This window comes from Neobacillus terrisolis (assembly GCF_051233475.1).
Taxonomy (GTDB): domain Bacteria; phylum Bacillota; class Bacilli; order Bacillales; family Cytobacillaceae; genus Bacillus_BU.
The window spans coordinates 80,856-99,081 of the sequence record NZ_JBKFGH010000004.1 but is presented as its reverse complement, the minus strand read 5'-3'; the positions used below and the strand labels follow the sequence as shown (position 1 = coordinate 99,081).

The window sequence follows — 18,226 nt, the reverse complement described above, 5'->3', positions numbered from 1 at the left end:
CTATCATAAATGCGTCATGCTACTCATTGTATAAGTGACATGCAACAGAATGACCATTGAGATTAACGCTTTCAGGTCTTGCAATCTTGCAAATATCGATGCATAAAGAGCATCTAGTATGAAAAGCACACCCGCTAGGCGGGTTAGCGGGACTTGGTAACTCTCCAGTCAGTGTAATCCTGTCCCTTTTCATGGCAGGGTCCGGCACAGGAACGGCGGAGAGAAGTGCTTTCGTATATGGGTGCTTAGGTTGATCATAAAGTAGTTCAGCGTCTGACAATTCTATTAACCTGCCTAAATACATGACCCCAACCCGATCACTTATATGGCGAACAACCCCTAAATCATGCGCGATGAATATGTAGGTTAGCTGAAACTCATGTTGAATATCTCTCATTAGATTGAGGACCTGAGCTTGAATCGATACATCTAAAGCCGATACAGGCTCATCCGCAATAATCAGCTTCGGCTTTGTCATCAACGCTTTTGCAATTCCGATACGCTGACGCTGACCACCGCTAAACTGATGGGGATACCGTCTGGCATGGTAACTGCTCAAACCAACAACCTCTAACATCTCTCGAACTCGCTTCCTTCTTTCCTCTTTCGTACCTATTCCATGTACAATTAACGGTTCCTCTAGTATCGTTTCAACCGTATGCCGTGGATTTAATGAGGCGTAGGGGTCTTGGAAAACCATTTGAATATCACGACGAACTTTTCGTAATTCGCTTTTTGACATTCTGGTAATCTCTTGATCTTCAAAAACTACCTTCCCTTCACTTGCCTCTATCAACCGCATTAATAATCTTCCTGTTGTGGATTTCCCACAGCCACTTTCCCCAACAATTCCTAGAGTCTCCCCTTTTTTTACATAAAAAGAAACATCGTCTACCGCTTTTACTTCACCGATTTTCCGGCCAAATATCCCTCCCGCAATCGGAAAATATTTCTTTAACCCTTGTACTTCAAGGAGCCATTCCGACATTTGAACGGACCCCTCCTTCCTGCTCATGCAAAAAGCAGCGAACCTCATGGCCAGCCGATTCCATCGCATATAAACTTGGTAAAACGTCAAGACAGTGTGCTATCCTTTCATCACATCTAGGTGCAAACGGACAACCTTGTTTAATACTTCCCGGTCTTGGTACATTACCGGGAATGCTATAAAGGCGGTCCTTCTTCCCTAATAAATCCGGCACTGATTTAAGCAGACCCTTTGTATAAGGATGCTTTGGTTCTTTTAAAATCGTATGAACATCACCGTGCTCAACAATTTGTCCACAATACATCACAAGAACCCTGTCACAAATTTCCGCCACTACTCCTAAATCATGGGTGATTAAGATAATTGATGTATTCGTTTGCTCATTCAAATTTTTCATTAAGTCAAGAATTTGAGCTTGAATCGTTACATCCAGGGCAGTAGTAGGCTCGTCTGCAATTAGGATCCTAGGATTACAAGCCATTGCCATAGCAATCATGACACGTTGACGCATTCCGCCTGAAAGTTGATGTGGATATTCATTTACAATCGCTTCCGACCTAGGGATCCCAACTAATTTTAGAAGCTCAATTGCTTTAAGCTTTGCTTCTGCTTTGGGCATTTTTGTATGTAGGCGCAGTGCTTCAACAATTTGATCACCAATTGTAAAGAGAGGATTTAAAGACGTCATGGGTTCTTGGAAAATCATTGAAATCTGATTCCCGCGGATCTTTCTCATTTCTTTTTCAGAATAAGTTAATAAATCCTTTCCTTCGAAAAGGATCTCACCTTTTTCTATTTTTCCAGGTGGCATCGGGATTAACCCCATTACGGCAAGAGATGTAACACTTTTACCGCTACCTGACTCCCCAACGATTCCAAGGATTTCCCCTTCCTTTAACTCAAAACTTATACCATCAACGGCTGGAAGAAGCTTTTTATTTGCAAAAAATGAGACTGTTAAATCTTGTATTTTCAAAATCGTCTTAGCGGTCATTCTATCACCTGCCATTTAAACTGATTTTATAATTATTAAAATATAATGAAATTACAAATGATTATGACATATTTTTGGGATTTATTTCATCTATTAATGTCGAAAATTCCAAACATTTTATGACAATATCACCAATTTTTGCAACACTTTAAAGCAACAAAGAAAGCTTCCCTTTATTCAAAACAAAAACTGACCTAATCAATTCAGGTCAGCTTTTGTTTTATTTGTATAATTTTACCGGATCAATTCACCACATATCTCTTATTCCACCATGTTATCTTAGTAAATAATGTTATAATTATCAAAAAATCTGATTCAAACTTAAACAGCTCTTTACATAAAGGGGAGAATAGAATGCTTGAAAAATTGTATGCCCAATTACAACAGAACTATCAAGATATGGTATCGATTCGGCGTTATCTTCACCAGCATCCAGAACTTTCTTTCCAAGAAGTAAACACAGCAAGATATATTAAATCCTACTATGAAAAGCTTGGGATTTCTGTAACAGGGAATGTTGGCGGAAACGGAGTTGTCGCAAAAATTATCGGTTCAAAGCCGGGTAAAACAGTGGCATTGCGCGCTGATTTTGATGCACTGCCGATTCAGGACGAAAAGGATGTTCCTTATAAATCTCTTGTTCCAGGGGTGATGCATGCATGTGGACACGATGCGCATACGGCCACCTTATTAATACTGGCTAAGGTTCTTAATGAAATGCGCAATGAACTGAATGGAACGATTGTCCTTATTCACCAGCATGCAGAAGAATACGCTCCAGGTGGGGCAAAATCGATGATTGAAGCTGGGTGTTTAGATGGCGTTGATGCCATTTTTGGAACTCATTTATGGGCAACACTGCCTACCGGAACCATTCATACAAAAGTCGGGCCTATTATGGCAGCTGCTGATCGATTTGAAATTACCATTAATGGCCGGGGCGGACATGGGGCCCATCCACATACAACGAAAGACGCGATTGTCACCGCTTCACAACTCGTTGTAAACCTTCAGCAAATTGTAAGCCGTAAAGTAAATCCACTCGAGTCAGCAGTGGTCTCAATTGGATCCTTTATAGCTGATAATGCCTTTAATGTAATTGCCGATAAAGCAAAGCTAATTGGGACCGTTCGTACCTTTAATGAGGAAATTCGTTCTCTTATCGAGGAAGAAATTGAAAAGATTGTAAAAGGGACTTGTCTAACCAATGACTGCACTTATGAGCATGTATTTACAAGAGGTTACCCTGCAGTAGTAAACCACCGAGAGGAAACACAATTCTTAATGTCATGTGCTTCTGCTGCACCTGGAGTTGAGGAAGTATTGGATACCCCTCCGCAAATGGCGGGAGAAGACTTCGCCTACTACCTGCAGCATGTAAAAGGCACCTTCTTTTTTACCGGGGCTGGCTCAAAAGACGCCTACCCACATCACCATCCGAAATTTGATATTGATGAAAAAGCGATGCTCATTGCTGCTAATACGCTTGGAACTGCTGTACTTTTGTACCAGAAATAAGAAAAGCAAAGAACCCCCACTTGATTTCACATTGTCGGTGGGGGTTCTTTCAATAATCGTAAACGAAAAGCATTCATGGCTGTTTCTCCCAATTGATCAAGAAGACGATAATTTGCTACAGCACCGACTACCAACCCAATCCCTGGGACAAGCTGAAGCATTTTAACAAAATCGATATAATCACGGTATTCCTGCTGAAATTGACGCCAGTCCAGTTCACTTAACCTCTCCTTTTCACGGTCCCAGTTATCGATAATATCAAGCGTTTCTTTTCTTGTTTCATCACTTGAAAAGGCAAGTTGAAATACATAAAGAAGAAACATTCTTTCTTCATATTTACTCGTATCGAACCCATAAATAGCAGCCGCTTCAAATAAAAATTTCATTTTGATTGAAAGCAATAAAGGAAAATCTGCCAAACCTAAGAGAATACCTCCTGCTCCGGTTCCTGCTCCTTCAATCATCGCTGTTTTTCGGAACATTTCAAGCTTCTGCTTCATTTCAAGATCCATTTCCGCTAGGGACAAACCGGCCTTTCTCCCTTTTCTTGTTGTAAAATCAGATCCAACTAATGTAGCCTTAACCAAGTTTTTTATGCTTTCTGTTATTATGTTGTGAGCCTTCTCGGGAATCCATTCATTTACTTTTGTTTGGGCTCTTTTTGACATTCGATTTAATAAAGAAGATCGCTTTGTGAGCTTTCGTTTCCAATTTTCCACTTCATCATATATTTTTAATTCGTATTCTTTCATACCCATCACCTAATTTTATATACGGTTCTTGAACGAAAATGTTTCAAAATACCCCCTTCACCATTTCGGCGAAGGGGGATGATTATTTATATTCTTTTTAACTTGATTTTACTATAGCTAAAAACAAAGTAGCTACTGAAGGCAATTCCACTAAGTAAAGCAACTATGCTGATAAGGAACGCTCCTTTTAAAAGAAGGACTAATGACAGAATAACACTTTCAAATAATAATATTCCTAGCAAAAGCTTTCGGAACGCTTTCTCCTTCCATTGGTCCTCGATCGGATACAATGAAATCCAGACTTTATTCTGGTGATGGTTAGCAAGCGGCAGCAGCTGGAACCCCGTTAAATAAAGGAACAGCAAAATAAATAATATTTGACCTAGTCCAAATGAAACCAAATAAATGGCTCCCGCCCCAATAGCAGTAAGTCTTATAACAAGACCAAAATAATCCCCAGCACGAATAAATGCCCTCGTATATAAAAATAAATACGTATCTTCGCTTCGAAAGGAAACCCTTCCTAACAGCCAGTCAAGCCATTTTCGGCGTTTAACCCTATCTTTTAATTTTGGCACATCCGTAAATAAATTAGCGATACGATAAAAGGATGTCATCCTTTTTTCCTCTTGATCAATTAAATACTCCCATTTCAGCCCTTTTTCAATGGTTTGCTTCCACCAATATACGTAGAGGATAATCATTATTACGATCACGATTGTCATTAAAACAAATGAGTTCATAAATAAAAAATATAAAAACAAAGCATTCAAGCCGTAACGAATAAACGAATCAAGTAAATGAACAGTCGCTTGAACAAAAAATTGAACATGCCAGCGAATTAACAGGTTCCAAACCTTCATTACAGCAATAATCAGTAAAAATGTGAAGAACGACTTAAATTCGCCATGATAAACTTGGACATACATAGGCATAAAAACGGCCAGGACCATTAAAAGTAGATAAAGCTGCAAGAAAAAGCTAACAGCTAAAGATTTTTTAAAGTACCCAGAAAGCTTGCTTTCAAGTGGCAATAAAAATATCCGGTCAGCCTCAAGCAGAAACGTGTATATGGGACTGTAAGTTAAAAAAACGCCTATGATCACAGCCATTATGAGAGCTGCTGGAAAATCAGGAGTAAGTGTTTTAACATATTCCTGATAATAGTAAGCAGCAGTACCTAATAAAAACAAAAAAACAATGACTAGATGCCCATTAAAAATATAACGGAGATATCGGCTTAATTCCTTGCTGGTATGGGCAAATCTTTCCTTCCATAACTTCCCTTCATCAAACATAGTCTTCTTCCTTTGTCAGTTGGATATAAAGATCATCAAGAGTTGCATTGGGCATTTTAAATTGCTCCCTTAATTCCGCCAATGTCCCTTGGGCCTTAACAGATCCATTATGTAAAATGATAAACCGGTCACAATAGCGTTCCGCGGTTGCCAAAATATGTGTTGACATCAAAATTCCAGCGCCATTTTCCTTCATTTTCTTCATTAAATCAAGCAAAGACTGGATTCCAAGCGGATCTAAACCAACAAATGGTTCATCGACAATATACAGATCGGGCTGGACAAGAAAGGCACACATAATCATAACCTTTTGCTTCATTCCTTTTGAAAAATGGGCTGGAAACCATTTCAGCCTTTTTTTCATCCGAAACTCTTCAAGTAAATAATCCACTCTTTCCTTATAAATTGACTCTTCTAAACCATATGCCATGGCTGTCAGCTTCAAATGCTCCTCAAGTGTCAGTTCATCATAAAGAATGGGCGTTTCCGGAACAAAGCTAAATTGTCTTCGATAATTGGTCTTATCATGTTTAAATGTTCTTCCATTTATCGTTATTTCCCCGCTTTGAGGTTCCATTAGTCCAATAACATGCTTAATGGTCGTGCTTTTTCCTGCGCCATTTAAGCCAATTAAACCAACTAGTTCTTGTTTTTTAACCTCAAATGAGACATTTTTTAAAACAGGATTTCGGGTATACCCCCCTGTTATATTTTCAATTTTGAGTAAAGACATCGCCAACGTCCTTCCCTTCGTTAGATACATTTATTTTACCAAAGATTGTCCTCAATCCAAACTATCATGAATAAGGTTCTTTTTTAAAAAGATCGCATATTCTTTTTCATTATGGACATTCTAATTTATGAAGGGGAAACATTCATTATGGTTTTAAAAAATTCCATAAATCGAATGAGGTGGTTGTTAAAGACCCGTTCATTAATTATCGTTAACATCAGGAGTTTTCAGTACAGGGGATGGTTAGATTGCACTATTGTGCAGGGTTTACGTTTAAACACCAAATGATATTAGTGCTTTAAAACTCACTTATTAAATGAGGTGTTTGTTAAAGATACGATCATCATTCCACTTTAAAAGTTGCGAATACCTATAAAGATTAGGGGATGGTCACTTTGAATAACGTAAAAGAAAATCACTCCGAACACTAATCATTTTATTTTAATATATAAATGAGGTGTTTATCGCAGAAACGAACCTGAATTAGACGATTAATGATTACCCCCTTCAGGAGGCAGGATTCCTAGCGAATCCTGTCTTTCCTTTTGGGTATAGGAAAATTTTGTGGTATCATACATAGAAAAGAGGCATAGCCATTCAGCAATAAGAAAGGGTGTAAATGATGAGCGACTGTATTTTTTGTAAAATTGTAAATGGTGATATCCCAACAGCAAAGGTTTATGAAGATGAGCATGTTTTTGCATTCCTTGATATCAGTCAAGTAACAAAGGGGCACACTCTAGTCATACCAAAGGTACATAAAAAGGATGTCTTTGAACTAACTCCGGAAATCGCCAAAAATCTCTTTGCAGCTGTACCCGAGATTGCGAATGCAATTAAAACCGAATTTAATCCTATCGGCTTGAATGTATTAAATAATAACGGGGAACACGCTGGTCAATCAGTTTTCCATTTTCACATGCATTTAATTCCCCGATATGGGAAAGGTGACGGGTTTGGAGCAGTATGGAAAACGCACGATGATGAATACACTTCACAAGACCTTCGCACCATAGCTGAAAACATTGGAAAACATTTGTAAATTACTTCATAGACTTCTATTGCTAAGGAAGTCTATTTTTTATGTTAGAGGTTGGAGGAATGGTAAAAATTATTTAAAAACAGCCTTTTCGAGAAAAATGTTTAAAAGATTTGTAATTTTCTAATGACGAATAATCTTTTTATTTGGTACGATAAGACCATGAAAATTGTCAAAAAAACAAACATTAGGAGGAATTTCAGATGAAACGCGCTTACAACTTTAATGCGGGTCCAGCCGCTTTACCTCTAGAAGTATTAAAAAAGGCACAGGAGGAATGGCTGGATTTTAACGGTACTGGCATGAACGTGATGGAATTAAGCCATCGCAGCAAGGATTACGAAGCTGTTCATAATAAAGCGATTGCTCTACTTCGTAAGCTTCTTAGTATTTCAGATGATTACGAAATTTTATTTTTACAAGGTGGCGCAAGCACACAGTTTTCCATGATCCCAATGAATCTCCTTAATAAAGATAAAGTGGGTCACTATGTATTAACAGGTTCATGGTCTGAAAAGGCTTTGAAAGAAGCGAAAAAAGTAGGTCAAACAGCAGTATTGGCTTCTGGCAAAGAGAACAATTATCAAACTATCCCAACACTTGATAAAATTGAACTTCAAGATGATGCTGCCTACCTTCACATTACTAGCAATAACACAATCTTTGGAACCCAGTGGAAAACCTTCCCTGAGGTAAGCGGCGCACCATTAATCGCAGATATGTCCAGTGATATCTTATGCAAGCCAATTGATGTAAACAAATTTGGCTTGATCTATGCTGGTGCTCAGAAAAACTTAGGTCCTTCAGGTGTAACTGTTGTTATTATTCGTAAAGACTTAATTGGTCAAGCTCCAGAAGCAATTCCAACTATGTTGGACTACAAAACACATTCAGGTAACAATTCACTTTATAATACACCACCGACCCTGGCGATTTATTTATTATCATTAGTGTTGGAACATGTAGATTCCTTAGGCGGACTATCTGTCATGGAAAAAATGAACGAGGAAAAGGCAAATGTCCTTTATGATGTAATTGACGGAAGCAACGGCTTTTATAAAGGTCATGCTACTCCAGACAGCCGTTCTACAATGAACGTTACCTTTACATTACAATCTGACGAAGCAACTGCTGCCTTCCTGGCACAAGCAAAAGAACTTGGCTTTATCGGGCTGGCAGGACATCGTTCAGTTGGAGGCTGCCGTGCATCGATCTATAATGCTGTTCCATTAGAGCACGTTCAAAAATTAGCTGAATTTATGAAATCGTTCCAATCAAGCTATTAACATTATTTTTTTCAGCTTTAGTTTTTTTATGATAATATGCTATAATAGCATAAAGCTTTTCGCTGCAGGCAAAGAGTGCACTGCAGGAGAGGTTAATAGGTAGACTAGTTCAGATAAGTTGAGGAGAGATGAGAATGAATACGAAAACCCTTGTATCACTGTCACTTTTAGTTGGGATTGGTGCCGTATTGCACACTGTTGTTCCTGGATTTTTTCTTGGAATGAAGCCAGATATGATGTTAACGATGATGTTTTTGGGAATTATTTTATTTCCAGACAAAAAAAGCGTACTCTTATTAGGACTTGTGACAGGAATTATTTCTGGATTAACGACGACATTTCCAAGTGGCTTGATTCCAAATATTATTGATAAAGCCGTAACTTCCTTTATCGTTTTTGGATTATTTTTAGCGTTAAGGAATTTCAAACAATCACTGGTCAGCATCGGAATTTTAACTGCCATTGGTACGATTATTTCTGGAATCGTATTTCTTGGCGCAGCAAATTTTATTGCAGAATTACCGGGACCTTTTACCGCTTTATTTGTTGCAGTTGTCCTTCCAGCCGCAGCCTTTAATACGGTAACAATGATTGTTCTATATCCAATTGCCATGTCTATTGTAAAAAGGACAAAGATTGCAACACCAACCACAATCAACTCATAATAAGTTTAGAACCCGTATTGTCTACGGGTTCTTTTTTATTATTAAATCCTATTTATTTATGTTTCAGATTACTATTTTTCTAATTATTTTATTAAATTCATTTTAAAAAACATAATAAAAGCAGGAATTTTCTCTTTAAAGAACGAAATTCAATATAGTGCGAATATTTAAAATCTTTAATGTTAAATAAAAACTAATTAATAAGTAAGAATAATATTTCTAAAAATTGAGAAATTTACTTTATTAATTTTTGTTTTATTGGCATAATATCATTAGAGAAATAAAAAAGTAGGTGAAAATGGGGATGGCAGAAAAACAGTATTCAATTAAAGAAGCGTTGCTTTTTAGTCAAAGGATTGCCCAATTAAGCAAGGCATTGTGGAAATCTGTTGAAAAGGATTGGCAGCAATGGATTAAACCTTTTGACTTAAACATCAACGAGCACCATATTTTATGGATTGCTTACCATTTACATGGGGCTTCTATCTCAGATGTAGCAAAATTTGGGGTGATGCACGTTTCAACAGCATTTAACTTTTCGAAGAAACTTGAAGAAAGGGGATTATTAAAGTTTTCAAAAAAGGAGACAGACAAACGGAATACGTATATTGAGTTAACTCCTGAAGGGGAAGAAATATTACTCCAGTTAATGGAAACGTATGACCCTTCACAAAATGCAACCTATACTGGAGCAATGCCGTTAAAAGAGCTTTATGGTAAATTCCCAGACATCATTGAAATGATGGCGATCGTTCGTAATATTTACGGAGATGATTTTATGGAGATTTTTGAGAAGTCCTTTCATAATGTTGAAATGGATTACATCGAAGAAGATGGGAAACTCAAAAAAAAGGATTCTACAACTGAGAAAGAATACGTCTAATTCATATATTTTCTAAGTTCTGCCATTAAAGGGGTAAATAATTGTTGAGCGAGACAAGACTTAATCACTTCTTCAGCACGGAGGTTAGGATGTAAGCCTTCTTTAAATTTGTCGAAAAGCGGATGAAAATGTACAAAACCTTCCGCTTTCTGCTCTTCTAAATCAATGCTCAATTGATCACAATGATTAAAGAAGGCCACAACATCCTCTTCCCTCAGCGATTTTTCGATAACCATGGTATAGAATGGTTGTTTAGCATCCCCTATCATCTTTAGTAAAAGCTTTTGGTGATACTCTAACAATATTATTTTCTCAACTAAAGCATCATAATTCATAAACTATTTACCTCTTTCCCGCCGATTTAATCCTCTAAAAAACTATGGTCACTATATTTATACCACATTATTCCCAGCATTTTCATTATGTACTATTGTATAAGGAATCCTCAAGCTTTATCTTTTTACTATTAATACCTTAATGACTATCTTTTTTTTGTTCAATCATGTAAAATACATTCAGACTAGACTTAATTGGGGAGGGATTAAGCGGTGATCTCCATTTTTATTTTGCTTTCGGTTTTTATTCTTTTCTACATAAACACACTTACAAACTCACTATGTTTACAAAGGGAAATTCCAATGGAAAGGCAACCATCAGTCTTTCGAACCATTAATATATTAATTACAATTTTATTAATCACATCCTATATTGAGATTTTATACTCATAAGAAAAGAGGCTGACCTCCAAAATAGGGGTGCCTCTTTATTGTTTACAATATATTTACATTTACAGCCAAGCTGCACCAATAATGATTAAAAGAATGAATAGCACTACTAAAAGTGCAAACCCTCCACCATACCATCCAGGTCCTCCGGACATGTTAATTCCTCCTTTTTAAGTAAAACATGGGGCTCTATGTCCCCATGCTATCTCAATTCAATTAAAACCAAGCTGCGCCAACAATAATTAATAAAATGAACAACACAACGATCAAAGCGAAACCGCCGCCGTATCCTGCACCCATTTTAACACCCCCTTCTAGGTTGCTACCTTATACTATTCAACTTTGGACCATTTCGTTTAGGCACGTGTCCCGATAAGGCTAATTTTCTAATATGAACTCGATTGCAGTTGGCCCATTACACCTCAAGAACATTAATACAGCCATGAGTTCCTTATGGACCGAAACCATACTTTCCTTTTCTTCAATATCATATGAAGAACTGTAAATTTTGGGTAAGATTATCACCCATTTTTGACCAATAATTTCACAGAGTTTTCCTATAAACATTTTTTTCTAAATTGGATTTATGTTATAGTAAAAGCTGTGGTCTAAAAATCACAGAATTAACTATTTAGGAGTTGTTCAACATGAAAAAATGGATTATGTCCCTTTCCTTGGCCGCAGGGGTTATTGGATTAACAGCATGCAGCGGTGGCGGCTCTGATGTAATCGTAAAATCAGACGCAGGGAATATTACAAAGGACGAGTTGTATGAGGCAATGAAGGATCAATACGGTGAACAAGCTCTTCAAGAGCTGCTATACACTAAAGTCCTCGCTAAAAAATACAAAGTGACTGATGAAGAACTCGACAAAAAGGTTAAAGAAATTAAAGACCAAGCAGGAGCAAGCTTTGAAATGCTGTTGGCTCAAAATGGAATTAAAGATGAAAAAGAGCTTAAAGAAGTATTAAAGCCGCAGCTTTTAATTGAAAAAGCTGGATTAAAGGAAGTTAAGGCAACTGATAAGGAACTAAAGGATTATTATAATAACGTTAAGCCGGAAATTAAGGCCAGACACATTCTTGTTGCTGATGAGAACACTGCAAAGGAAGTAAAGGCAAAGCTTGATGGCGGTGCTAAATTTGAAGATCTAGCTAAAGAATATTCCACTGACCCTGGTTCAAAAGATAAAGGCGGTGACTTAGGCTGGTTTGGTGCTGGAGCAATGGTTCCAGAATTTGAAAATGCTGCCTATGCACTAAAAGTGAATGAAATTAGCGCACCAGTTAAATCAGAACATGGTTGGCATGTTATCCAGTTAACTGACAAAAAAGAGAAAAAGTCATTTGAAGAAATGAAGGAAGAAATTGAGTACGAAGTTAAAGTTGCAAAGTTAGATACAACCACAATCCAAAAAGTGATTGATAAAGAATTAAAAGCAGCAAACGTAAAGATTCAGGATAAGGATCTAGAGGGCGTTACATCTCACGGTACAACAACAGAGAAGAAATAACAAAACAGGGCCAATTAGGCCCTGTTTTTTATTTTACAAAATGTTAAAATCCAGTTGGATGAGCGCTTTGATTTCGCTGTTCCTTTTCCTTTTCAAGTCGCTCCATATAAATTTCACCTTCACGCTCGATGAATTCTTGCTCTAGTTTTCGTTCTTCTTTACCGGTTTTGATAGCCATGTATGCACTTATCATAATTCCTGCTACAACAAAATAAACCCAAACGGGAATGACCACCCTTCTCACCTCACTAAAATATGGTTGTCCAATGTTTTCTACCATCATATGCTCAAGAAGGGGGATTATTCCTTATATTAACTATCTTTCTATCAATATCTTTATTTATGAAATAGTGGCTTATAAAAGGAGCGGTTATCTAGTGCAAAAATGCGTTCCGAAAACTCCCCTGGTTTCACTCGTTCCAATGCTCGATCGAGCATATTCATTTTCGCATCCAAATTATCTATATAATGAAGAATCTCTGCCTCTTTTATTAATGGTGGCTTCGGACTTCCCCATTCCGCTTTCCCGTGATGAGATAAGACTAAGTGCTGGAGAATCAAGACTTCTTCCCCAGTGATCTGAAGTTCATCGGCAGCTTTGCCGATTTCATTGACCATAATCGTAATATGTCCTAATAAATTTCCTTCAACCGTATAGGTGGTCGAAATTGGACCAGACAGCTCGACAACTTTTCCTAAATCATGAAGAATAACACCCGCATAGAGAAGGTCTTTGTCAAGGCTGGGATATAGACCCGCAATGACCTTGGCTAAATCAAGCATGCAACAAACATGATAGGCTAAGCCTGAAACAAATTCATGATGATTTTTTGTTGCAGCTGGATATTTCATAAAATCTTGTTGATGTTTTTTCAGTAAATGCCTCGTAATACGCTGGATGTTTGGATTTTTCATTTCAAAAATATACTGAGTCAGTTTACCCGACATTTCATCAACTTCAAGTGGGGCCGTTTCCAGAAAATCAGCAAGTTTTACAGAATCAGTTGGTGATGAAGGACGTATTTGGCGTATTCTTAATTGATTTCTGCCTCGATAGCTTAATATATCGCCAGTTACCTTAACAATGCTTTCAGAGGAATAATTTTTCTCATCCATTTCCGATGCATCCCAAAGTTTTGCTTCAATTTCCCCGCTTTGATCCTGAAGGATTAATGTCAAAAAAGGCTTACCATTACTCGCCATACCTTTCGTAACATGTTTTATTAATAAAAACACTTCTACTTGTTCACCAACATCATAATGCAGTATCCCTTTTGTCATAAATCTATCGACACTCCCCTCTTTAAAGTAGTATATCATGCTCTCCCATCCTAATGATTTTTCCTTTAGTAAAGTAAGGTAATAAATGTTGATGGCAGGTAAAAAATAGGATTTGATGACCTGGTAATTCACATAATAACTGAATGACTTTGCTCGTTCTAATATGATCAAAATTTACAAAGCTATCATCAATGATAATAGGAAATTGATATTTTTCATAAAGCGTTGTTGCCAATGCTAATCTTAATGCAACATAGATTTGCTCGGATGTAGCTTGACTTAATTCCCTCGGTTCATATAGGATATGATCTCGATTTTCAATCAGAAGGCTGCTTCCTTCCGTTTGGGTATGAATTCGGATATAATTTTCTCCGGTTAAAAAACGTAAATAGCTTTCAGCTTTTTCAATCATTTTTGGGAGCCGCTGATTTTTATATTGTTCCACCGCTCGATAAAGGAGATCTTTGGCAATCGTAGACTTCGCCCACCCCTTTGCCTCCTCATTTAATTCAGAATGTTTCAGTCTATATCGGTGTAAGAGTTCCGCATATGTTCCCCCATCTTCCAGCAGGCCAATCTGATATTTGACCTCAGCTAACCGTTCCTGAATTGCCCTTAGATTGTCTTCTGCTTCATCTTGTTCTGCTTGAAGGAGACTAAGCTGTAGATCAAGCTCCTCCATTTCAATAAACGCCTGCTTATCTGCTAATCTGATAGTGGATACAGACAATTGGCGCTCAATTTCCTTTAACCGCTCAAATACAATTTCTTTTCTAGCAGTCAAAGCACCTTTTTCACGAAAATCATTTTCTGATGTAGAGTCGGCAAGTTGGTACAGTTGATTTATCTCCTTGGTAATCTCCTGTTTTTCAAGCTGATATTGTTGAATTTCCTCTTGAATTTCAATAAGCTTTTTACATTTCTCTTGGTGAAAAATCTGTAGTTGCTGCTGTTTTTTTAACTCCTGCTTTAATAGAAACGCCATATTATGGAGCTGTTTAGGAACGGTTGGTAAAAATCGATTGGCTAAGCTGATAATCCGCTCTTCAATAAGCGTTATTTCATGACAAACCAATTCATAGCGATTGGATAATTTTCTCAGCGTCAAATATAGGTTTTTTAATTTTTCAATTAATAAAAACGCATCATGAATAAAAATTAATGAAATTTCTTTAGGAAGACCCAGTTCCTTTCCGAGCTCCACGAGTATCTTTTGATGCTGCCTTGATTCCTGTTCCCACTTTTCATAAGCATTTAAAATTTGTTCATACTGTTCATTTTTTTGTTCCCATTTGATTTTAAGAATACTTTGTTGCTCTCTTTGCTGTTTGTCCTGCTCTAGTTGGTAGTCTAATCCATCGGAGCTTTTTAATTTTAATCTATTCAGTTGGCCTTCTAACATTTTTTCTTTACCGGTAAGTGCTTCTAATTCTAATTTAAATTGATTTTTTCTTGAAGTTGGTTTCTTTCGATAAAAAAATAATAAATAAAACAAACCAACACCAGCAACAGTAAAAATTCCCCATTGTTGATTAAAAAAGCCCCAACCAGCCAAGATTACAAAAAAGGTACAGAATACACTAAATTGAATCATATGTTGTCGTTGCTGAACTTTCTCTTGTTGCACCTCATTGTCCTGCAAATTCTTGAGCAAGCGGATTTGTTCTCGAGTGTCGGCCAATTCCCGAATAAGTGAGGCCTGGTTTTCAACTAGATTTTTTTGAGCAATCAATTCTTGTCGCTCTACCTCAGATAATAGCAATTTGCTTCCTCGGTTTAACTGTTCTTCTAGTTCTTCAAGATTCTGTTTTGTCTGATGAAATTGCTCATCTAGATCTTGTTTTTTCTCTTTTAAACGGTGTTCATTTTTTTGGGCATCAGCTGTTTTTCCCTTCATAAAAACGCTGGTATTGCTAGTCAATACTTGGTCTTCATTGATGTTGAGATGTAGCTTTTGCTGCCATTCGACTATTTCTTGCCGTACCTCTTCTAGCTCCAAGCTTAATTGATTTTTTTCCTGAACTAATTGTTCATATAAAGGTAGATTTTCAACAGCCGTTACAATTTCCATTTCGTTCGCTAATAATTCTGCATTAGGGACGGTGGTTTTGACTTCTTCTTCTAGTCCCTTCATCCGTACATTCATACTGCTGATTTTACTTTCGTATGAATGTACATCGCGGTTAAGTTCATCCAAGCGGGAAATGCCTTCCCTTGGAAATTCTAGATGGTGAATGTGAGACCATTCTTCCTTCAATATTTGCTCTTCTTTTAGTAATGGCGAAAATCGTTTCCATTCCTGAAGTCTAGCAGTGTTACTTTGTATATTACGCAACTCCTGATGAAGAAGTTGTGTTCTTTCCTCCAATTCTGTTTTTTTCTCTATATACTGCCAATACTGATCATTCCATTGCTCTGCTTTTTTTAATTCTTGATACAGCTGCTTTAGTTCCGTTATTTTTTCATTGATGGATGGTTTTTTCCCATTAGGTTTATATTGAGAATCTAGCTGCTTTTGTAGTGTATTTTCGGCAAGCAGCAATCTATCCGTCCCTAATGTGCCTGTTGAAAATAAAAACTTCCCTAGGTCTGCATTTTTCATTTGTTGAACATTTTGCAGTCCGTGAAGGTTGAAGGAGAAAATGGATTGGTAGAGATTTTTGTCCATCTTGGAGAGGATCTGTTGCAATAATTCTTCTCCGCCCTGGGCTCCATCCTCCAGTAGTACTTTTACATCACCTGCAGCTTTTCCTTTTACTCTCTCAATGACAGCTTTTCCGCTCGGGAGGGTAACAATTATTTGTCCACCATATTTAGTGAATGTTTTTGGCTCATACCGTAATTCTGTTTGTAGCTTTGTTGGAAACCCAAACAATATACTATGGATAAATGACATGATTGTAGATTTCCCAGCTTCATTTTCACCATAGAAAATTGTCATGTTATCTATATTTTTAACTTTGTAATTTTCTAATTTCCCATATCCATATATATGAAGTTCATCGATTTTCAGAAGAATACCCTCCTTTCTTTATTCTTTGGCAGTGTTTACCTTGACTGTTGATTTCCCCTCCAGGTGCTCGCGCACCTTAGGGGGAGTCCGGGAGCCTCCTCGGCGTTATAACGCCTGTGGGGTCTCCCGAGACACCTTCTCCCGCAGGAGTCTCGCACCTTCCGCTCCAATCAACAGAGTTATCAAAATCATTACTGATCATTAACATAGCTATTCTTCTATTAACATTTTCAGTAATTGATTTTCAGCTTCGTGAAGTAATTGTTGTTTTTCAGTTTCGGTTAATTGGGTCAAAAATCTGCGGACCCCAGGGTGATGATATAAAGGGGCAAGACACTCATCCCAATTTTGATATGTATCACTTGTTTTAAAGAGTTCTTCGAAGAAATCTGCTTCGCCTGCAAGCTGTTCACGACTTAAAAGTTTCGACCCCTTTATAACTAGATCGACAAACCAAACAAAAGACTCTTCTTCTTTCTCCTCTTCCCGTAATGTTTCTAATAACTCTCCGACATCAGAAAGTTCATTTTGCTGTTCCTCAAAGTTTACTCCCTCTATAGTTAAGGTTAATAGGATTCCAACCCCTTCTCGTCGAATAGCTTCGATTGTATTACGGCAAAGTTGGTAAAGATCAGATAAATTTTTCGCATTAGACCCGTCTACAATCATTTCCTCCCAAATGACATCACATGTGGAAAGAAACTCAAGACGGTGGTCCGATTCTGTTAAAGTCACTAGAAAACAACCTTTTTCACCAGATTCTTTTCTGTGTCTGCCTTGAATATTTCCAGGGTAGACGATTGGAGGGTCGATCGATAACTGAGCTCTTTTATGAATATGTCCTAAAGCCCAATAATCGAATTGCTTATCGAGTAAATCGTGTAGCGTAAATGGAGCATAGTTCCCATGCTCTAGATTCCCCTCCAGTTGTCCATGTAATATACCAATATGGAAATCTGCATCTCCTGTTTTCTCATAATCGTTTATGATTTTCTCCGTTACATTCCTTTTTGGATAACTAAACCCATATAGAGACACTGTTGGGCTATCTTGTTTCAAAAAATGCATCTTTACTTCCACTGGAAAAATAACCGCATTTTCGGGCAAGGCAATATTCGCCCATTTTCCATCAAGATGATCATGATTCCCATGAATGATATATACGGGAATTTGATAAGAGTTAAGCCTCTCCATTTGTTTTCGAAAACGAGCTTGTGCACGAATGCTTCTGTCTTCCCCGTCAAATAAATCCCCTGCTAATATGACAAAGTCGACTTTATGTTTGATGGCAGCATCAACTATTTTAGTAAATGAAGTAAATGTGCTCTCTTGGAGCCTTTTAAAAACTGTTTGGGGCAAATGACTTAACCCCAACATTGGGCTGTCCAAATGAAGGTCAGCAGCATGGATAAAGGTTACTTGCTTCATTTTTATCCTCCAATGATGGATTTTACCATCTTGTTTATTAAATCAAATTCTTTCCTCCATTTTAGCATCTAACAAAGGCGAATGCACGTTCTATAATTTTTCAGAAAAA

General features: G+C 37.4%; 19 protein-coding genes. 7 read left to right on the top strand and 12 right to left on the bottom strand.

Going from position 1 to position 18,226, the window contains the following annotated elements; translation table 11 throughout:
* Window positions 1-19: 19 nt before the first annotated feature.
* Together ACI48O_RS02595 and ACI48O_RS02590 are read right to left on the bottom strand one after the other, a co-directional pair.
* Window positions 20-988, bottom strand: coding sequence for an ABC transporter ATP-binding protein (locus ACI48O_RS02595; protein WP_435560141.1), 969 nt, complete (start codon window positions 986-988; stop codon window positions 20-22).
* Window positions 969-1,982 carry an ABC transporter ATP-binding protein gene (locus ACI48O_RS02590; RefSeq protein ID WP_435560140.1) on the bottom strand — a complete coding sequence of 338 codons (1,014 nt, stop codon included), beginning with the start codon at window positions 1,980-1,982 and terminating at the stop codon, window positions 969-971. Before ACI48O_RS02590 ends, ACI48O_RS02595 begins: the two co-directional genes overlap by 20 nt.
* A gap of 354 nt (window positions 1,983-2,336) precedes the next feature.
* On the opposite strand from ACI48O_RS02590, the gene ACI48O_RS02585 reads away from it, so the two are divergent.
* The gene (locus tag ACI48O_RS02585; protein ID WP_435560139.1) at window positions 2,337-3,500 is read left to right on the top strand and encodes a M20 family metallopeptidase; all 1,164 of its coding nucleotides are present in this window, start codon (window positions 2,337-2,339) and stop codon (window positions 3,498-3,500) included.
* A gap of 26 nt (window positions 3,501-3,526) precedes the next feature.
* Here the strand turns inward: ACI48O_RS02585 and ACI48O_RS02580 are convergent, their stop codons facing one another.
* The 3 genes from ACI48O_RS02580 to ACI48O_RS02570 form a co-directional block, all read right to left on the bottom strand.
* Window positions 3,527-4,252 (bottom strand): EcsC family protein, encoded by a 726-nt coding sequence (locus ACI48O_RS02580; protein ID WP_435560138.1) that lies wholly within the window; start codon window positions 4,250-4,252, stop codon window positions 3,527-3,529.
* Window positions 4,253-4,338: 86 nt separating this feature from the next.
* On the bottom strand, window positions 4,339-5,550 hold the full coding sequence (locus ACI48O_RS02575) for an ABC transporter permease (RefSeq protein WP_435560137.1): 1,212 nt from the start codon (window positions 5,548-5,550) through the stop codon (window positions 4,339-4,341).
* Entirely contained in the window at window positions 5,543-6,283 is a 741-nt protein-coding gene (locus tag ACI48O_RS02570) for an ABC transporter ATP-binding protein (RefSeq protein WP_435560136.1), read from the bottom strand. Before ACI48O_RS02570 ends, ACI48O_RS02575 begins: the two co-directional genes overlap by 8 nt.
* 622 nt (window positions 6,284-6,905) lie before the next feature.
* On the opposite strand from ACI48O_RS02570, the gene ACI48O_RS02565 reads away from it, so the two are divergent.
* From ACI48O_RS02565 to ACI48O_RS02550, 4 genes are all read left to right on the top strand, one after another.
* Window positions 6,906-7,325, top strand: coding sequence for an HIT family protein (locus tag ACI48O_RS02565; RefSeq protein ID WP_435560135.1), 420 nt, complete (start codon window positions 6,906-6,908; stop codon window positions 7,323-7,325).
* Between the two features lie 200 nt (window positions 7,326-7,525).
* Complete coding sequence (gene serC / locus ACI48O_RS02560) at window positions 7,526-8,608, top strand: 3-phosphoserine/phosphohydroxythreonine transaminase (protein WP_435560134.1); 1,083 nt, start codon at window positions 7,526-7,528, stop codon at window positions 8,606-8,608.
* Window positions 8,609-8,742: 134 nt separating this feature from the next.
* Window positions 8,743-9,273 (top strand): tryptophan transporter, encoded by a 531-nt coding sequence (locus ACI48O_RS02555; RefSeq protein WP_435560133.1) that lies wholly within the window; start codon window positions 8,743-8,745, stop codon window positions 9,271-9,273.
* Between the two features lie 304 nt (window positions 9,274-9,577).
* On the top strand, window positions 9,578-10,156 hold the full coding sequence (locus ACI48O_RS02550; protein WP_435560132.1) for an HTH-type transcriptional regulator Hpr: 579 nt from the start codon (window positions 9,578-9,580) through the stop codon (window positions 10,154-10,156).
* Here the strand turns inward: ACI48O_RS02550 and ACI48O_RS02545 are convergent.
* Window positions 10,153-10,491 carry a DUF1878 family protein gene (locus tag ACI48O_RS02545; protein WP_435560131.1) on the bottom strand — a complete coding sequence of 113 codons (339 nt, stop codon included), beginning with the start codon at window positions 10,489-10,491 and terminating at the stop codon, window positions 10,153-10,155. The genes ACI48O_RS02550 and ACI48O_RS02545 overlap by 4 nt on opposite strands.
* 213 nt (window positions 10,492-10,704) lie before the next feature.
* Here ACI48O_RS02545 and ACI48O_RS02540 point away from each other — a divergent pair, with 213 nt between their 5' ends.
* Window positions 10,705-10,884 (top strand): hypothetical protein, encoded by a 180-nt coding sequence (locus ACI48O_RS02540; RefSeq protein WP_435560130.1) that lies wholly within the window; start codon window positions 10,705-10,707, stop codon window positions 10,882-10,884.
* Between the two features lie 59 nt (window positions 10,885-10,943).
* On the opposite strand, the gene ACI48O_RS02535 is transcribed toward ACI48O_RS02540, so the two are convergent.
* The gene (locus ACI48O_RS02535; protein ID WP_435560129.1) at window positions 10,944-11,036 is read right to left on the bottom strand and encodes a YjcZ family sporulation protein; all 93 of its coding nucleotides are present in this window, start codon (window positions 11,034-11,036) and stop codon (window positions 10,944-10,946) included.
* Window positions 11,037-11,097: 61 nt separating this feature from the next.
* Window positions 11,098-11,181, bottom strand: a complete 84-nt coding sequence (locus ACI48O_RS02530; protein WP_435560403.1) for a YjcZ family sporulation protein — start codon at window positions 11,179-11,181, stop codon at window positions 11,098-11,100.
* A 347-nt stretch (window positions 11,182-11,528) separates the two neighbouring features.
* Here ACI48O_RS02530 and ACI48O_RS02525 point away from each other — a divergent pair, with 347 nt between their 5' ends.
* Window positions 11,529-12,395 (top strand): peptidylprolyl isomerase, encoded by an 867-nt coding sequence (locus tag ACI48O_RS02525; protein WP_435560128.1) that lies wholly within the window; start codon window positions 11,529-11,531, stop codon window positions 12,393-12,395.
* Between the two features lie 43 nt (window positions 12,396-12,438).
* Here the strand turns inward: ACI48O_RS02525 and ACI48O_RS02520 are convergent, their stop codons facing one another.
* From ACI48O_RS02520 to ACI48O_RS02505, 4 genes are all read right to left on the bottom strand, one after another.
* Window positions 12,439-12,630 carry a sporulation YhaL family protein gene (locus ACI48O_RS02520; protein WP_435560127.1) on the bottom strand — a complete coding sequence of 64 codons (192 nt, stop codon included), beginning with the start codon at window positions 12,628-12,630 and terminating at the stop codon, window positions 12,439-12,441.
* Between the two features lie 101 nt (window positions 12,631-12,731).
* Window positions 12,732-13,676 carry a 3'-5' exoribonuclease YhaM gene (gene yhaM / locus ACI48O_RS02515; protein ID WP_435560402.1) on the bottom strand — a complete coding sequence of 315 codons (945 nt, stop codon included), beginning with the start codon at window positions 13,674-13,676 and terminating at the stop codon, window positions 12,732-12,734.
* 22 nt (window positions 13,677-13,698) lie between these two features.
* Window positions 13,699-16,683 carry an ATP-binding protein gene (locus ACI48O_RS02510; protein ID WP_435560401.1) on the bottom strand — a complete coding sequence of 995 codons (2,985 nt, stop codon included), beginning with the start codon at window positions 16,681-16,683 and terminating at the stop codon, window positions 13,699-13,701.
* Window positions 16,684-16,899: 216 nt separating this feature from the next.
* The gene (locus tag ACI48O_RS02505; RefSeq protein WP_435560126.1) at window positions 16,900-18,117 is read right to left on the bottom strand and encodes a metallophosphoesterase family protein; all 1,218 of its coding nucleotides are present in this window, start codon (window positions 18,115-18,117) and stop codon (window positions 16,900-16,902) included.
* Window positions 18,118-18,226: the final 109 nt, after the last annotated feature.

Bases quoted from the DNA above. Each gene is read 5' to 3' on its own strand.
- serC (WP_435560134.1), top strand. From the start codon at position 7,526: ATGAAACGCGCTTACAACTTTAATGCGGGTCCAGCCGCTTTACCTCTA.
- ACI48O_RS02530 (WP_435560403.1), bottom strand. From the start codon at position 11,181: ATGGGTGCAGGATACGGCGGCGGTTTCGCTTTGATCGTTGTGTTGTTC.
- ACI48O_RS02535 (WP_435560129.1), bottom strand. From the start codon at position 11,036: ATGTCCGGAGGACCTGGATGGTATGGTGGAGGGTTTGCACTTTTAGTA.
- ACI48O_RS02595 (WP_435560141.1), bottom strand. From the start codon at position 988: ATGTCGGAATGGCTCCTTGAAGTACAAGGGTTAAAGAAATATTTTCCG.
- yhaM (WP_435560402.1), bottom strand. From the start codon at position 13,676: ATGACAAAAGGGATACTGCATTATGATGTTGGTGAACAAGTAGAAGTG.
- ACI48O_RS02550 (WP_435560132.1), top strand. From the start codon at position 9,578: ATGGCAGAAAAACAGTATTCAATTAAAGAAGCGTTGCTTTTTAGTCAA.
- ACI48O_RS02505 (WP_435560126.1), bottom strand. From the start codon at position 18,117: ATGAAGCAAGTAACCTTTATCCATGCTGCTGACCTTCATTTGGACAGC.
- ACI48O_RS02585 (WP_435560139.1), top strand. From the start codon at position 2,337: ATGCTTGAAAAATTGTATGCCCAATTACAACAGAACTATCAAGATATG.
- ACI48O_RS02580 (WP_435560138.1), bottom strand. From the start codon at position 4,252: ATGAAAGAATACGAATTAAAAATATATGATGAAGTGGAAAATTGGAAA.
- ACI48O_RS02525 (WP_435560128.1), top strand. From the start codon at position 11,529: ATGAAAAAATGGATTATGTCCCTTTCCTTGGCCGCAGGGGTTATTGGA.
- ACI48O_RS02590 (WP_435560140.1), bottom strand. From the start codon at position 1,982: ATGACCGCTAAGACGATTTTGAAAATACAAGATTTAACAGTCTCATTT.
- ACI48O_RS02545 (WP_435560131.1), bottom strand. From the start codon at position 10,491: ATGAATTATGATGCTTTAGTTGAGAAAATAATATTGTTAGAGTATCAC.
- ACI48O_RS02555 (WP_435560133.1), top strand. From the start codon at position 8,743: ATGAATACGAAAACCCTTGTATCACTGTCACTTTTAGTTGGGATTGGT.
- ACI48O_RS02570 (WP_435560136.1), bottom strand. From the start codon at position 6,283: ATGTCTTTACTCAAAATTGAAAATATAACAGGGGGGTATACCCGAAAT.
- ACI48O_RS02565 (WP_435560135.1), top strand. From the start codon at position 6,906: ATGAGCGACTGTATTTTTTGTAAAATTGTAAATGGTGATATCCCAACA.
- ACI48O_RS02575 (WP_435560137.1), bottom strand. From the start codon at position 5,550: ATGTTTGATGAAGGGAAGTTATGGAAGGAAAGATTTGCCCATACCAGC.